Below are 15379 nucleotides of genomic sequence, written 5' to 3'. Positions count from 1 at the left end.
AAGTACAAGCATATATTGGAACAAGCTAGGCGTAAGGGAGGCTTGTTCCAATATGCGTGTATCAAATGTAACAGTTAGAAAACGACTTATTTTTATACTTATATCGGGTATACTCATTTTCACCATTATCGATATTCGTCTTGGATATGTGCAATTTTTTCTTGGAAATATGTTAACGGATCGTGCGAAGGATTCATGGAGTCGTAATATTACTTTTGAACCAGAGCGAGGGAAAATTTTAGATCGAAATGGTGTGGAGCTTGCTACGAATAAAAGTGCACCGACCGTCTTTGTTGTGCCGAGGCAAATTGAAAAACCAGCAGAGACTGCAGAGAAGTTAGCTGCAGTATTAGGTGTGGAAAAAGATGATGTTTATAAGCGGATTACAAAAAAAGAATCGATTGTAAGGCTTGATAAAGGCGGAAGGAAAATATCGCATGACAAAGCGAAAGAAGTACGCGGATTAAGTTTAAAGGGTGTGTACATCGCAGAGGATTCTATCCGGTACTATCCATTCGGTAATTTTTTATCACACGTATTAGGATTTGCGGGCAGTGATAATCAAGGGCTTATGGGACTAGAGAAATATTATGATAAAGAGCTAAATGGTGATAAAGGTCATGTGCGATTTTTTGCAGATGCGAAAGGACAGAGAATGCCTAACGTTGGAGATGATTTCAAAAAACCAGAAGCCGGCTTGAATTTAGGATTAACAATTGATTCACGCATTACGAGGATTATGGAGAGAGAAATGAATATTGCGGAATCAACGTATAATCCTGACGGTATGATAGCAATTGCAATGAATCCGAAAAATGGTGAGATTTTAGGTATGTCAAGTCGGCCAAGTTTTGATCCAGCAGATTTCCAAAGTGTTTCTCCGGAAGTATATAACAGAAACTTACCTGTATGGAGTACGTATGAGCCGGGGTCAACATTTAAGATTATTACATTAGCTGCAGCCTTGAATGAAAATTTAGTAGACTTAGAGAAAGATACGTTTTATGATGATGGAGCAGCTGAAGTTGGTGGAGCTAGATTGCGATGTTGGAAAGCTGGAGGCCATGGTAGCCAAACGTTTTTAGAGGTAGTTCAAAACTCTTGTAACCCAGGATTTATTGAACTCGGTGATCGTCTTGGTAAAGATCGATTGTTTAAATACATTCGTAATTTCGGGTTTGGCCAGAAGACCGGAATTGACTTACAAGGTGAAGGTAGCGGGATTTTATTTAATTTAGATAAAGTTGGTCCAGTTGAGCAAGCGACGACTTCATTTGGGCAAGGTGTTTCTGTTACACCGATTCAGCAAGTAGCAGCTGTAGCGGCCGCTGTAAATGGTGGAACTTTGTATCAGCCATATATAGCGAAGGAATTTATCGATCCGAAGAATAATCAAGTTGTCAGCAAAAAGACACCTGTTGCGAAAAGGGAAGTTATTTCCAAGGAAACTTCAGAGAAAGTTCGTTACGCGTTAGAGAATGTTGTAGCGAAAGGTTCTGGTAAAGGGGCTTATATTGATGGATATCGTGTAGGTGGAAAAACTGGAACTGCTCAAAAGGTGAAAGATGGAAAATATTTAGATAATAACTATATTGTATCATTTATCGGTTTTGCTCCAGCTGACGATCCGCAAATTGTTGTTTATGTAGCAGTGGATAATCCAAAAGGAGTCACTCAATTTGGTGGAGTTGTAGCAGCACCTATTGTTGGGAATATTCTTCGTGACGCACTTCCTGTAATGGGAGTAGAACCGAGAAAAGAGCAAGTTGAGAAAGAATATAAATGGGGCGATACACCAACTGTGGAAGTTCCTAATTTAATTGGTATGAAAAAGAAAGATTTACAAACGCAACTTGTAGACTTGAAGCTTGATATAAGTGGTGATGGTGGGAAAGTAATTAAACAATCACCAGAAGCAGGAGCTAAAGTAAAAGAGGGTTCAAAAGTTAGAATTTACTTCGGGAATTAAAGGTAACTGATTGTGTTTTATGGTACAATTGGTGGAAGTGAGTTCTTTATAGAAAAATTGCTTTATTTGAGACGATAAGTGTCTCATTAATAAATAAATCTATTGATTAGACTATAGTAGCACTTACCTCCTATTTTTATATAACTAGGAGGTAATGTGTTACTTGCTAAAATAAGAGATAAATAAACAATGTAGAGAGGGTTTAGTGAAATGAAGTTGCATACACTTGTATCATGTTTGCATGATTTTCCAGTTGTTCCAACAGAAAATCCAGAAATAACATCTATTGAAGCGGATTCACGTAAAGTGAAAGAGGGAAGCTTATTTATATGTATGAAAGGATATACGGTTGATAGCCATGACTTTGCTAAGCAAGCAGCCGCACAAGGAGCGGCTGCTATTGTTGCGGAAAGACCAATTGATGTTGACGTTCCAGTTGTACTTGTGAAAAATACTTTTCGTTCGCTAGCGGTTTTAGCTGATTATTTTTATGGCCAACCAACACACAAGTTACATTTAATCGGTATTACAGGTACAAATGGAAAGACAACAACATCGCATATTATGGATGAAATTATGCGCGCACATGGTCATAAAACAGGGCTAATTGGAACGATTAATATGAAAATCGGTGATGAAACATTTGAGGTGAAAAATACAACACCAGATGCACTAACACTTCAACAGACGTTTTCAAAAATGGTTGAACAAGGTGTGGATAGCACAGTAATGGAAGTTTCATCTCATGCTTTAGATCTTGGTCGTGTACACGGGTGCGATTATGATGTTGCAGTATTTACGAATTTAACACAAGATCATTTAGACTATCATAAAACGATGGAAGAATATAAACATGCAAAAGGGTTGCTTTTCGCACAGCTTGGCAATAGTTATCATCATAATCGTGAAAAATACGCTATATTAAACAGTGATGATTCAGTAGCAGAAGAGTATATGAGAAGTACAGCAGCTACTGTTGTAACATACGGTATAGATGTTGCAAGCGACATTATGGCACGAGATATCGTAATGACGAGTGGCGGTACAACATTTACACTTGTAACACCGTACGAAACTGTAAATGTTACGATGAAATTAATTGGTAAGTTTAATGTATACAACGTGTTAGCTGCTACAGCAGCAGGTCTTGTTTCAGGAGTGAGCTTACAAACAATTATTGATGTAATTAAAGAACTTGCTGGCGTTCCTGGACGTTTTGAAGTTGTTGATGGTGGACAAAATTACACAGTTATTGTTGACTATGCACATACACCTGATAGCTTAGAGAACGTACTAAAAACAGCAAAACAGTTTGCAAAAGGTGATGTCTATTGTATCGTTGGTTGCGGTGGTGATAGAGATAGAACGAAAAGACCAATAATGGCAAGTGTTGCAACCGAATATGCAACTCATGCAATTTATACATCAGATAATCCAAGAAGTGAAGATCCGAAGGCTATTTTAGATGATATGGTAAATGATGCAAATGGGAATAATTATGAAGTAATTGTTGATCGAAAAGAAGCGATACGTTCCGCTATCTCGAAAGTGAAAGCAGAAGATATTATTATTATTGCTGGTAAAGGGCATGAAACGTATCAAATTATTGGTAAAGAAGTTCATCATTTTGATGATCGTGAAGTCGCTAAAGAAGCAATCACGGAGCGTTTAAACAACGAAGTGTAACAGCATGAGAGGAGGACTACATGTGCTTGAACAAGGTTTATTAGTAACGGCTGGGGTAGCATTCTTAATTTCTGTTGCCCTTTCGCCATTATTTATTCCATTTTTACGAAAGTTAAAGTTCGGACAGAGTATTCGTGACGAAGGACCGAAGTCACACCAAAAGAAATCAGGGACACCAACGATGGGTGGTATTGTCATATATGTATCTATGATGGTGACTACGCTTATTATGGCGATTAAATTTAACCATTTAGGTGCAGAAGTATCATTGCTATTATTAGTTACATTTGGATACGGATTAATCGGATTTTTAGATGACTACATAAAAGTAGTAAAGAAAAGAAATCTTGGTTTAACATCAAAACAAAAATTGATTGGTCAGCTTGTAATTGCTATTGCGTTCTTTTTAATTGGAAAAGGGCAAGCATTTCACACGTATATCATGATTCCAGGAACTGATGTTAAATTTGAATTAGGCTGGGCGTATTTTGTTCTCGTATTATTTATGCTTATTGGTGGATCAAATGCGGTTAATTTAACAGATGGTTTAGATGGTTTATTATCAGGAACAGCTGCTATTGCATTCGGAGCATTTAGTATTATTGCTGTAGCTCAAGAACAATTTGGGGTAGCGATTTTCTGTATGGCAGTTGTAGGAGCTGTACTTGGATTTTTAGTATTCAATGCGAATCCAGCGAAAGTATTTATGGGGGATACAGGTTCTCTAGCTTTAGGTGGTGCTATCGCAGCTGTAGCGATTTTGTTAAAACAAGAATTGTTACTCGTTATTATTGGCGGTGTATTCGTAGCGGAAACTTTATCTGTTATTATCCAAGTTATTTCGTTCAAAACAACAGGAAAGCGTGTCTTTAAAATGAGCCCATTACATCATCATTATGAATTATGTGGTTGGTCAGAGTGGCGCGTTGTTGTAACGTTTTGGTCTGTAGGATTTTTATTAGCTGTGCTAGGAATTTATATCGGGGTGTGGATGTAATTGAAAACTGTAACTGAATATCAAAATAAAAATGTTCTTGTATTAGGTATTGCTAAAAGTGGTTATGCAGCAGCTACTTTATTAAAAAAGTTAGGGGCAAACGTCATTGTAAATGATGGGAAACCATTAGCGGGTAATGTGCTTGCAGCTGAGTTACAAGCGGAAGGAATGGATGTTGTGTGTGGTGGGCATCCATTAGAATTGCTGGAGAGAAACATTTCACTTGTCGTAAAAAATCCAGGAATTCCATATTCTAACCCACTCTTAGTGGCGGCGAAAGAAAAACAAATTCCAATTGTAACTGAGGTTGAATTAGCATATTCCATTTCAGCAGCACCGTTTGTTGGGATTACGGGATCTAACGGTAAAACAACAACGACAATGTTAACGTTTGAAATGTTAAAAGAAGGACAAAAGCACCCAGTTATTGCGGGGAATATAGGTACTGTAGCTTGTGAAGTTGCACAATTGGCGAAGGAAAATGAAGTTGTCGTTACGGAACTTTCATCGTTTCAATTGATGGGAGTGGAATCGTTCCAACCAAAAATTGCAGCCTTTTTAAATTTATTTGAAGCGCATTTAGATTATCACGGGACGAAGAAAGAATATGGTTTGGCGAAAGCGAATATTTTCAAAAACCAAACTGAAGCAGATTATAGTATAATTAACGCAGATGATGCAGATGTCATGGCGTTATCGGCATATAGTAAAGGACAGAAAGTATTATTTTCGACGACGAAAGAAATTGAAGATGGTGCGTATATAAAAGATAACGCTCTTTATTTTAAAGGCGAAAAAGTAGTTAAAGTAAGTGATATTGTTTTACCTGGTAAGCACAATTTAGAAAATATTTTAGCAGCAATGAGTATTGCTAAATTACTAGGTGTTTCTAATGAAGCAATTACTGCTGTGTTAAAAAGTTTTACAGGTGTAAAACATCGCTTAGAATATGTAACAACGATTAATAATCGTAAATTTTATAATGATTCAAAAGCGACGAATATGCTAGCGACAGAAAAAGCATTATCTGCATTTACACAACCGATTGTATTATTGGCTGGTGGACTTGATCGTGGTAATGAATTTGATGATTTAATTCCATATTTTAAACATGTCAAAGCGATTGTGACATTTGGACAAACTGCACCAAAATTAGTAAGAGCGGCAGAAAAAGCAGGATTAGATGTAATTGAAAGTGTCGATACTTTAGATGATGCAGTAGTGAAAGCTTATGCTCATTCTACCGATGGTGATGTAATTCTTCTTTCACCAGCATGTGCAAGCTGGGATCAATTTAAAACATTTGAAGAAAGAGGAGACATTTTTATACAAGCTGTGCATAAACTTATATAAAGTAAATCAAAACATCAGTAGGCTAACACCTACTGATGTTTTGTTACATAGGGCAAAGGTTCTGCCCAAAGAGGTGGTGTTCATGGCTAATGAAGAAAACGCCTGATTTTATTCTCATCATCGTTACACTTGCATTGTTAACAATCGGAATGATTATGGTTTATAGTGCGAGTGCGGTTTGGGCCTCTTATAAAATGGGGGATTCATTCTTTTTTGCAAAAAGACAATTGTTATTTGCAAGTCTTGGGGTAGTAGCTATGTTTTTTCTGATGAAAATTGATTATTGGGTATGGCGTACGTATTCAAAAGTAATTTTACTAGTTTGTTTCGTTCTTCTTATTCTCGTTCTTATTCCTGGAGTAGGTCTCGTTCGTGGAGGGGCGCGAAGTTGGATTGGAATCGGGGCATTTTCTATCCAACCGTCAGAGTTTATGAAATTCGCGATGATTATTTTCTTAGCAAAATTTTTAGCGGAACGACAAAAATTAATTACATCTTTTAAACGAGGTTTACTACCGGCTCTTAGTTTTGTATTTCTTGCTTTTGGGATAATTATGTTACAGCCAGATCTTGGTACGGGAACGGTAATGATTGGGACATGTATTATTATGATATTTATTTCGGGAGCAAGGGTCTTTCACTTTGCAATGTTTGGTTTGCTTGGTGCAGCGGGATTTGTAGGGTTAATTGCATCAGCGCCATATCGAATGAAACGCATCACATCATATTTAGATCCGTGGTCGGATCCGCTCGGAAGTGGATTTCAAATTATCCAATCGTTACTCGCAATTGGACCTGGTGGTTTATTTGGGCTTGGACTTGGACAAAGTAGACAAAAATTTCTCTATTTACCTGAACCACAAACAGACTTTATATTTGCAATCTTATCTGAGGAATTAGGTTTTATTGGTGGTTCATTTGTGTTATTATTATTTAGTCTATTATTATGGCGTGGGATTCGTATAGCATTAGGAGCGCCAGATTTATATGGTACGTTTTTAGCAGTAGGTATTGTGGCGATGATTGCGATTCAAGTAATGATTAATGTTGGTGTTGTAACAGGACTGATGCCTGTTACCGGTATTACTTTGCCATTTTTAAGTTATGGTGGATCAAGTTTGACCTTAATGTTAATGGCAGTAGGTGTATTATTGAATATAAGTCGCCATTCTCGCTATTAAACCCTGTTTAAAAGACAGGGTTTTTCGTGTGTGTGTGAAAATACAATATGTATATAGAAATAAATACGATTGAATAAGAACAGGGAAGTGGAGGAATCAGTAGTGCGAGTATTAGTAAGTGGTGGGGGTACTGGAGGACATATTTATCCAGCTCTTGCTTTAATTAGAGAAATAAAAAAACTAAATCCTGAAGCAAGATTTTTATACATTGGTACAGAGAATGGATTAGAGAGTACCATCGTACCGAAAGCGGGTATTCCGTTCCAATCTATTGTTATAAGTGGATTTAAACGAAAAATATCTCTTGATAATGTAAAAACAGTGATGCGTTTCCTAAAAGGTGTTCAAGATAGTAAACGATATATTCGTCGTTTTAACCCTGATATTGTGATTGGTACGGGTGGATACGTATGTGGGCCAGTTGTATATGCTGCGGCTAAATTAGGTATTCCGACTATTGTCCATGAACAAAATAGTGTACCTGGTGTAACGAATAAATTTTTAAGTCGTTATGTCGATAAAGTTGCAGTTTGTTTTGAAGCAGCTGCAGAACATTTTCCACAGTCAAAAGTGGTTATGACAGGTAATCCACGTGCATCAGAAGTAATGGACCAAAATGGAATGAAAGGAAAACGTTCGGTAGGACTATCCCTTTCTAAAAAATCCGTGCTTATTTTTGGTGGGAGCCGCGGGGCTAGACCGATTAACGATGCTTTTGTAGAAGCGATTGAACAATTTGGGAATAAAAGTTACGAAGTATTATATGTAACAGGCGAAGTACATTATGATAAAGTTATGGAAGCCGTGAAACAAAAAGGGAATCCGAATAATGTTATTATTAAACCTTTTATTCATAATATGCCAGAGGTACTGACGGGTGTAGACCTTGTTGTTTCAAGGGCAGGGGCTACAACGCTTGCAGAATTAACAGCGTTAGGAAAGCCGAGTGTATTAATTCCAAGTCCGTACGTAACAAATAACCATCAAGAAAAAAATGCACGATCAGTTGTTGATAAAGGAGCAGCTAAAATGCTACTTGAAAAAGATTTAACATCTGAAACGCTTATTCGTGACATTGATGAGATTTTATTGGATACACAAACATTACAAAATATGAAACTGGCTACTAAGCAACTTGGTATTCCAGATGCAGCAAATAAGCTATATGAAGTAATGAACAAGCTTATTAAAAAATAACATTAGGTGAACGCCCTGCATATTACTGTAATAAGGAGACTTGATATGGGGGAGATTGTCTATGGAACAATTAGTAAAAGAGCTTTTAGAAGCAAATGTTGGTCGCGTGTTAGTTAATGAACCGTTAGCGCGTTACACGACTATGAAAATAGGCGGACCAGCTGATATTTTAATTGTACCAAAGCATGTTGCTGGTATTGAGAAGACTCTAGAGTTAGTAAAGAAGTACAAGACAGGGTGGACTGCAATTGGTCGTGGTTCAAATCTTCTCGTATCTGATCAAGGTATAGAAGGTGTGGTTATTCGTTTAGGAGAAGGATTAGACCATTTAGAAGTCGAAAAACATAGAGTAAGAGTCGGTGCTGGATATCCCCTTATTAAATTGTCAACTTTACTTAGTCGACAGGGATTAGCGGGCCTGGAATTTGCAAGTGGTATTCCAGGAAGTGTTGGCGGTGCAGTGTATATGAATGCAGGCGCTCATAAGTCCGACATATCGAGTGTATTAACGAAAGCTCGTATTTTGTTTGACAATGGAACAATTAATTGGTTGACGAATACCGAAATGGGCTTTTCTTATCGCACATCTGTATTGCAAATGAAACGCCCTGGTATTGTTTTGGAAGCTGAATTCCAATTGGAGGTAGGCGAACGCGAGGGAATTGTAAGAAGCATGCAAAAGAATAAAGAGTATCGCCGTGAAACGCAGCCTTGGAATCACCCTTGTGCAGGAAGTATATTTCGAAATCCAGTCCCCTATTTTGCAGGAGATTTAATAGAAAAATCAGGGCTTCGTGGCTATAAGATAGGTGGAGCTCAAATTTCTGAAATGCATGGGAATTTTATTGTTAATACTGGTGTGGCATCAGCGCAAGACGTATTAGACTTAATCGCATTGGTAAAGCGTACAATTAAAGATAAATTTGGTGTTGATATGCATACAGAGGTAGAAATAATTGGAAGATAACGGTTGTTCGTTCCGCTCATTATCATTTATGTTATAATAAGAAGATAAGAACGGCATGAGGAACATGCCGTTCTTTATGTTACATAGGGGGATCGTACATGAAAAATAGTAAAGTGATTAAACTACAAGATCGTGTACCAAAATTAAAGAATCAAAATAAAAAAAATAAGAAACCTGTTAATCATCGGTTAATTTTATACATATCGATTTTATTTTTATTAGTACTCTTTTTAATTTATTTTCGGTCTCCGCTTAGTAATATAAAAAAGATAAGTGTCTTTGGAAATCATTATATGACAGATGAACAAGTTATGAAGGAATCAGGTGTGACATATGATACGAGTTATTTCCGAGTAACAGCACATAAAGCAGAAGAAAACTTAACGAAACGAAAAGAAATTAAAGAGGTAAATGTAAAAAAACGTTTCCCAAACAAAATTGATGTTCATATCGAAGAATATTTAACAATTGGCTATATAAACAAAGATGGGAAATTACAACCGTTATTAGAAAATGGGAAAACACTCGATGTACTTCCGAACGGAAAGCTTCCAGTTGCAGCACCAATTTTTGAACCATTTAAAGAGGAAAAAATGAAGGAATTAATTGCAGAACTAGAAAAATTAACGCCAACTATTTTAAGGTCTATTTCTGAAATTCGTTATACACCAACGAACGCAAATGAAGATCATCTTACTTTATATATGAATGAAGGATATGAAGTGAGCACCACTATTCAAAATTTCGCAAAGCGAATGGAAGCTTATCCACTTATTTTAAAAACAATTGAACCTGGTAAGAAGGTTTTAATTGACTTAGAAGTGGGTGCATATACGAAGGAACTAGGTGCTGAAGAAAAGAAAGAATAGAATGATAGTTTTTACTGCGTTATTAAGTATGAAATGAAACAAACGTTCTTTTATATGGATGCTAATTTGCAAGAATGCTTAATTTGATGAAAAAAATGTAAATTTTCTTAGATTCATACTAGGATTGGTACAAGTTTCACTTTTCTACAAGTACATCTTAGTGTAGACTTATACTTGGCGGTAATCTTTACACTTGAAATATAATTATTTCAAGATAGAGCAGTTATTCACAGGTTACTGCGATATTCTTAAATGAATGTTAAATAAAAATAAGAAAAATATAGGGTTAAAAAAGGGAAACGTACAAAGACGTTGAATATTTTTCTTATAAATAGTAAAGTTGCGATTGTTGTTCCATATATTGAGTTGTATGGTATAAATAAAGAAGGAGGTGCCAAAGAATGAACAGCAATGAAATATATGTTAGTCTTGACATCGGTACATCCAATGTTAAAGTCATCATTGGTGAAATGGTTAATGATAGCTTAAACATTATTGGTGTTGGAAACGTAAAATCAAATGGTTTGAAAAAGGGATCGATAGTTGATATAGATGAAACTGTTCGATCAATTAAAAAAGCAATTGAACAAGCTGAGCGCATGGTGGGTATCCACATTGAGCAAGTTGTAGTAGGTGTCAATGCAAACCAGGTACAGTTGCTCCCGTGTCACGGAGTAGTCGCTGTTTCAAATGAAGATCGTGAAATCGGGAATGAAGATGTCTTACGCGTTCTAGATGCAGCGCAAGTTGTGTCAATTGCTCCTGAACGTGAATTTATTGATGTGGTACCTCGACAGTTCATTGTAGACGGTCTTGACGAGATTAACGATCCACGCGGGATGATCGGTGTAAGATTAGAAATGGAAGGTACACTTATTACAGGCTCGAGAACTTTACTACATAACCTACTTCGTTGTGTAGAAAAAGCAGGTCTTGAAATTGTTGATATTTGTCTGCAACCTTTAGCGGCAGCGACAGTTGCTTTATCTTCGGATGAAAGAAATAGAGGGGTAGCCCTTGTTGATATGGGTGGAGGATCTACAACCTTATCTATTTTTAAAGATGGAGAGTTGCAAGCAACGAGCGTATTGCCATTAGGTGGAGATCATATAACGAAGGATATAGCGATTGGGCTGAAAACTTCAACAGAAAATGCAGATCAAATTAAGCTGAAATATGGACATGCTTTTTATGATACAGCATCTGAAGAAGAGATGTTTACGGTTCCTATTATGGGAAGCGATCAAACAGAACAATATTCTCAGTTGGAATTATCGGATATAATAGAGGCTCGTGTAGAGGAAATTTTAATGTTTGTTCAAGATGAAGTGCATAAGTTAGGAGTAAAGCAAGCTGCTTCTGGATATGTACTAACTGGTGGGATAGCTTCTATGCCAGGTGTTCTTGATCTTGCATACGATATTTTACATGAAAATGTTCGTATAGCAACTCCTGATTATATTGGTGTTCGTGAGCCTCAATATACAAGTGGAGTTGGATTAATTAAACATTCTTATCAAAAAGCTAAATTACGTGGGAAAAATGTGCAGGAAAAGCAAGAACATTTTGAACCAGTACCAGCACCAATGCCGGTACAACAGCAACCTGCGAAACAAAAAACTCGTAATCAAAACAATACTAATCAAAATGATGACCGCATGATGTCAAAAGTAAAACGTGCATTCCGTTATTTATGGGATTAAAATTGGACACGAAAAATGAGGTTCTAGGGGGATTTCGACATGTTAGAGTTTGATACTACTCAAGATCAATTAGCGAATATAAAAGTTATCGGTGTCGGCGGTGGCGGAAACAATGCTGTAAACCGTATGATTGAACACGGTGTACAAGGTGTAGACTTTATCGCTGTGAATACTGATGCACAAGCATTAAATCTATCAAAAGCTGAAACGAAAATGCAAATTGGTGGAAAATTAACGCGTGGACTTGGTGCAGGCGCAAACCCTGAAGTAGGGAAAAAAGCTGCAGAAGAAAGTAAAGAACAGATTCAAGAAGCGCTTCGTGGCGCGGATATGGTCTTCGTAACTGCTGGTATGGGCGGTGGAACTGGAACTGGTGCAGCTCCAGTTGTTGCTCAAGTTGCAAAAGAACTAGGCGCGTTAACAGTTGGTGTTGTAACACGTCCATTTACATTTGAAGGGCGTAAGCGTGCAACTCAAGCTGCATCTGGTATTGCGTCATTTAAAGAAAATGTAGATACACTTATCGTAATTCCAAATGATCGCTTATTAGAGATTGTTGATAAAAATACGCCAATGTTAGAAGCGTTCCGTGAAGCAGATAACGTATTACGTCAAGGTGTTCAAGGTATTTCTGATTTAATTGCTACACCAGGTCTAATTAACTTAGACTTTGCAGACGTAAAAACAATTATGTCTAATAGAGGTTCTGCTTTAATGGGTATCGGTTCTGGTAATGGTGAAAATCGTGCTGCTGAAGCTGCGAAAAAAGCGATTTCTAGTCCATTACTAGAAACATCTATTGATGGAGCTCAAGGTGTTATTATGAACATTACGGGCGGCGCAAACTTAAGTTTATATGAAGTACAAGAAGCAGCAGACATTGTAGCTTCAGCTTCGGATCCAGAAGTAAATATGATCTTCGGTTCTGTTATTAATGAAGGATTAAAAGATGATATCGTTGTCACTGTAATTGCAACTGGTTTTGATGATAGTGCTTCGACACAACCACCAAAACCAATTATCCGTCCGACTGCGAATCACACGCAACAGCAACAACAACCAGTAGCTCAACCTTCAAAACAACGTGAAGTTAAGCGTGAAATGAAACGTGAAGAGCCGGTTGTGCATGATCGTCATACTGATTCAGATGACATCGATATTCCAGCATTCTTACGTAACCGTCGTAGACGATAAAAGAAAAGGAGCTTTCATGCTCCTTTTTTTTGTTGTCTAAATGGAAAAGATCTGCTAAGCAGATCTTTTTTTATTATTTTGCATATGGAGAGCCCAGTCCTATTTTTAAACCATAAGCTGTGATAAATAAATTGAAACTTTAATTAGTCGGGGGTGTTCATCCAAAAATGATTGTTAGCCCGACGCCCACTTAACTTCTGTCCTTTTTTATAGCTGAATTTTGAGGCAGGGTCTTACTGCCCGCAAATAGCAAGATAAACTTTGTATATATATAATTCAATTATTATGTATACAAGTAAAAAATTTATATTATTCTATGAAAAATACACTTTTATTTTTTACCGACAGATTATGTCTAGAAATCACAAAATAACAAAAAAATCCCTCCACCAATTGACACACTTTCCTATTGGATATGCATTATACTAGTCTCAACTTAAAAAAAGAGGTGAATTGTTTGGTTGTTTACGCCGACATCGTTTGGTTGTTAAACGCCTGCATTGATTTTCTTTTACTTTTATTAACAGCCACCGTGTTAAAAAAGAGAATCAAAAGATGGAGGCTTGTGTTAGGGGCATTTATAGGTTCAACTATTGTTATTTTCGCCTTTACGCCTTTTGCTTCTATGATGACACATCCAATTATGAAACTATTGTACTCGTTACTTATTGTGTATACAGCATTTGGGTTTTCGACATTTAGAAATTATACACAAACTGTTTTTACTTTCTATTTTGTAACCTTTATGGTTGGTGGAGGATTAATTGGAACGCATTACTTTTTGCAAACGAACGAAATGGTAAATGGATTAGTTCAATCTAAATCAGTTTCTTACGGTGATCCAATTAGTTGGGTATTTGTTATTTTTGGTTTTCCAGTAATTTATTATTTTTCTAAAAAGCGTATAGAAAGCGTAGAGGTCACAAAGATACACTATGATCAAATCGTGAAAGTGGAAATTCAATTAGCTGGAGAGGAACTAGAATTAGCAGGTCTAATTGATAGTGGGAACCAACTTTATGACCCGTTAACGAAAACACCCGTTATGATTATGCATATTTCATCATTAGAACATTGTTTGCCAGCTTGGTTAACAGAACAAATTTATTCCAAAACAGAAATTCCTCAAATACCAGAAAATGATTCTGGATGGGCGACGAAACTACGTTTAATTCCTTTCCGAGCAGTAGGAGTAGAGAATCAATTTTTATGGGCAATTAAGCCAGATTGTGTGCGAGTTTATCATGAAGGTAGTTCGGTTGTTGTAAACAAAGTACTGATTGGATTAAATACACAACAATTATCTACTAATGGAGAGTATCAATGCATTGTACATCCGAAAATGTTGATTTCGCAAAAGATGGTAATTGCTTAATTATGAGAGGCGGGATAATATGGTGAAATTTAAATTTTATTTGGTATACCTTTGGTATAAAGTATTGCTGAAATTAGGAATTAAGACCGATGAAATTTATTATATTGGTGGAAGTGAAGCGTTGCCACCGCCGTTAACGAAAGAAGAAGAGGCAGTTCTTTTGAATAAATTGCCAAATGGAGATCAAGCTGCGAGGTCGATGCTTATTGAACGTAACCTAAGGCTTGTTGTATATATAGCAAGAAAATTTGAAAATACAGGGATCAATATTGAGGATTTGATTAGTATAGGAACAATTGGTCTTATTAAGGCAGTGAATACATTTAATCCAGAAAAGAAAATTAAATTAGCAACATATGCATCTCGTTGTATAGAAAATGAAATTTTAATGCATTTGCGTCGAAATAATAAAAATCGTTCGGAAGTTTCTTTTGATGAACCGCTTAACATTGATTGGGACGGAAATGAACTGTTACTATCAGATGTTTTAGGTACAGATGATGACATTATTACAAAAGATTTAGAAGCTACTGTAGATCGTCATCTTTTAATGAAAGCATTGCATCAATTAAATGACCGTGAAAAACAAATTATGGAGCTTCGGTTTGGACTCGCTGGTGGCGAAGAGAAGACACAAAAAGATGTGGCTGATATGCTTGGAATTTCACAGTCTTATATTTCTCGTTTGGAAAAAAGAATTATAAAAAGATTACGAAAAGAATTTAATAAAATGGTGTGAAGAATAAGACCAGTCGGTATCTAGACTGGTCTTATTCTTTTTTTGTGCATGAGGAAATATGATATTTGTGAAAAATGATGGAAAAACCGTATGCATAAAATCCCCTTCAAAGGAAATACTTTACACTGTACAGCAACTCCCGATAGGAG

The 15379-nt window shown here is 36.5% G+C and carries 12 protein-coding genes; all 12 read left to right on the top strand.

Going from position 1 to position 15379, the window contains the following annotated elements; translation table 11 throughout:
• Nucleotides 1-52 precede the first annotated feature (52 nt).
• The 12 genes from MHH59_RS19595 to sigE all read left to right on the top strand — a co-directional run bounded on the left by MHH59_RS19595 (nt 53) and on the right by sigE (nt 15230).
• A complete protein-coding gene (locus tag MHH59_RS19595; protein ID WP_002014741.1) occupies nt 53-1969 on the top strand; it encodes a stage V sporulation protein D in 1917 nt (638 codons plus the stop codon).
• 210 nt (nt 1970-2179) lie between these two features.
• Complete coding sequence (gene murE, locus MHH59_RS19590; RefSeq protein WP_340852159.1) at nt 2180-3655, top strand: UDP-N-acetylmuramoyl-L-alanyl-D-glutamate--2,6-diaminopimelate ligase; 1476 nt, start codon at nt 2180-2182, stop codon at nt 3653-3655.
• A 22-nt stretch (nt 3656-3677) separates the two neighbouring features.
• Nucleotides 3678-4652, top strand: coding sequence for a phospho-N-acetylmuramoyl-pentapeptide-transferase (gene mraY / locus MHH59_RS19585; RefSeq protein WP_002121906.1), 975 nt, complete (start codon nt 3678-3680; stop codon nt 4650-4652).
• A complete protein-coding gene (gene murD, locus MHH59_RS19580) occupies nt 4653-6005 on the top strand; it encodes a UDP-N-acetylmuramoyl-L-alanine--D-glutamate ligase (protein ID WP_002142942.1) in 1353 nt (450 codons plus the stop codon).
• An 89-nt stretch (nt 6006-6094) separates the two neighbouring features.
• Nucleotides 6095-7186: a stage V sporulation protein E gene (gene spoVE / locus MHH59_RS19575; protein WP_002014736.1), complete on the top strand. Its 1092-nt coding sequence runs from the start codon at nt 6095-6097 to the stop codon at nt 7184-7186.
• A gap of 102 nt (nt 7187-7288) precedes the next feature.
• Nucleotides 7289-8383 carry an undecaprenyldiphospho-muramoylpentapeptide beta-N-acetylglucosaminyltransferase gene (gene murG, locus MHH59_RS19570; RefSeq protein ID WP_002088269.1) on the top strand — a complete coding sequence of 365 codons (1095 nt, stop codon included), beginning with the start codon at nt 7289-7291 and terminating at the stop codon, nt 8381-8383.
• A 61-nt stretch (nt 8384-8444) separates the two neighbouring features.
• Entirely contained in the window at nt 8445-9350 is a 906-nt protein-coding gene (murB, locus tag MHH59_RS19565) for a UDP-N-acetylmuramate dehydrogenase (RefSeq protein WP_002137997.1), read from the top strand.
• Between the two features lie 98 nt (nt 9351-9448).
• Entirely contained in the window at nt 9449-10219 is a 771-nt protein-coding gene (divIB, locus tag MHH59_RS19560) for a cell division protein DivIB (protein ID WP_002014733.1), read from the top strand.
• Between the two features lie 401 nt (nt 10220-10620).
• Nucleotides 10621-11922, top strand: a complete 1302-nt coding sequence (gene ftsA, locus MHH59_RS19555; RefSeq protein ID WP_002014731.1) for a cell division protein FtsA — start codon at nt 10621-10623, stop codon at nt 11920-11922.
• Between the two features lie 39 nt (nt 11923-11961).
• A complete protein-coding gene (ftsZ, locus tag MHH59_RS19550; RefSeq protein WP_002014730.1) occupies nt 11962-13116 on the top strand; it encodes a cell division protein FtsZ in 1155 nt (384 codons plus the stop codon).
• A gap of 457 nt (nt 13117-13573) precedes the next feature.
• Nucleotides 13574-14491, top strand: a complete 918-nt coding sequence (gene spoIIGA / locus MHH59_RS19545; protein WP_002165147.1) for a sigma-E processing peptidase SpoIIGA — start codon at nt 13574-13576, stop codon at nt 14489-14491.
• Between the two features lie 19 nt (nt 14492-14510).
• Nucleotides 14511-15230, top strand: a complete 720-nt coding sequence (gene sigE / locus MHH59_RS19540; RefSeq protein WP_002128857.1) for an RNA polymerase sporulation sigma factor SigE — start codon at nt 14511-14513, stop codon at nt 15228-15230.
• Nucleotides 15231-15379: the final 149 nt, after the last annotated feature.

The organism is Bacillus sp. FSL E2-0195, from assembly GCF_038003645.1.
Classification (GTDB): Bacteria; Bacillota; Bacilli; order Bacillales; family Bacillaceae_G; genus Bacillus_A; species Bacillus_A mycoides.
The sequence above is the reverse complement of the archived record's forward strand: the minus strand, read 5'-3'. Positions and strand labels throughout refer to the sequence as shown.